Origin of the sequence: Mesorhizobium captivum (assembly GCF_033977165.1) — a bacterium.
GTDB classification, from domain to species: Bacteria; Pseudomonadota; Alphaproteobacteria; order Rhizobiales; family Rhizobiaceae; genus Mesorhizobium; species Mesorhizobium captivum.
In genome coordinates, this window is sequence record NZ_JAVIJB010000124.1 from 1 (window position 1) to 962 (window position 962).

Below are 962 nucleotides of genomic sequence, written 5' to 3' on the forward strand. Positions count from 1 at the left end.
GAGCACCTTTTGCCCTACGGCCACGACAAGGCGAAGATCTCGGCCGAGTTCATCAAATCGGTGAAGGGCAACAAGGACGGCAAGCTGATCCTGGTCACCGCCATCAACCCGACGCCGGCCGGCGAAGGCAAGACGACCACCACGGTCGGCCTCGGCGACGGTTTGAACCGCATCGGCAAGAAGGCGGTCGTGTGCATCCGCGAAGCCTCGCTCGGCCCGAATTTCGGCATGAAGGGCGGCGCCGCCGGCGGCGGCCTGGCCCAGGTCGTGCCGATGGATGACATGAACCTCCACTTCACCGGCGACTTCCACGCCATCACCACCGCCCATAACCTGCTTTCGGCGCTGATCGACAACCACATCTACTGGGGCAATGAGCTCGGCATCGACATCCGCCGCGTTGCCTGGCGCCGTGTCATGGACATGAACGACCGGGCGCTGCGCGAGATCATCTGCTCGCTGGGCGGCGTCGCCAACGGTTTTCCGCGCGAAGCCGGCTTCGACATCACCGTCGCCTCGGAAGTGATGGCGATCCTGTGCCTCGCCACCGACCTCAAGGACCTCGAGAAGCGCCTCGGCGACATCATCGTCGCCTACCGCCGCGACAAGTCGCCGGTCTATGCCCGCGACCTCAAGGCCGACGGCGCCATGGCGGTGCTCTTGAAGGACGCCATCCAGCCCAACCTGGTGCAGACGCTGGAGAACAACCCGGCCTTCGTGCATGGCGGCCCGTTCGCCAACATCGCGCATGGCTGCAACTCGGTCGTCGCCACCACGACGGCGCTGAAGCTTGCCGACTACGTCGTCACCGAAGCCGGCTTCGGCGCCGACCTCGGGGCCGAAAAGTTCTTCGACATCAAGTGCCGCAAGGCCGGACTCCACCCGGCCGCGGCCGTCATCGTCGCCACCGTGCGCGCCATGAAGATGAACGGCGGCGTCAAGAAGGAGGACCTCGGCAAGGA

The 962-nt window shown here is 65.6% G+C and carries 1 protein-coding gene; it reads left to right on the forward strand.

Features of this window, described 5'->3' with window-relative positions:
* The coding region (locus tag RFM40_RS33575; RefSeq protein ID WP_320279057.1) for a formate--tetrahydrofolate ligase at window positions 1-962 on the forward strand (962 nt) is incomplete at both ends.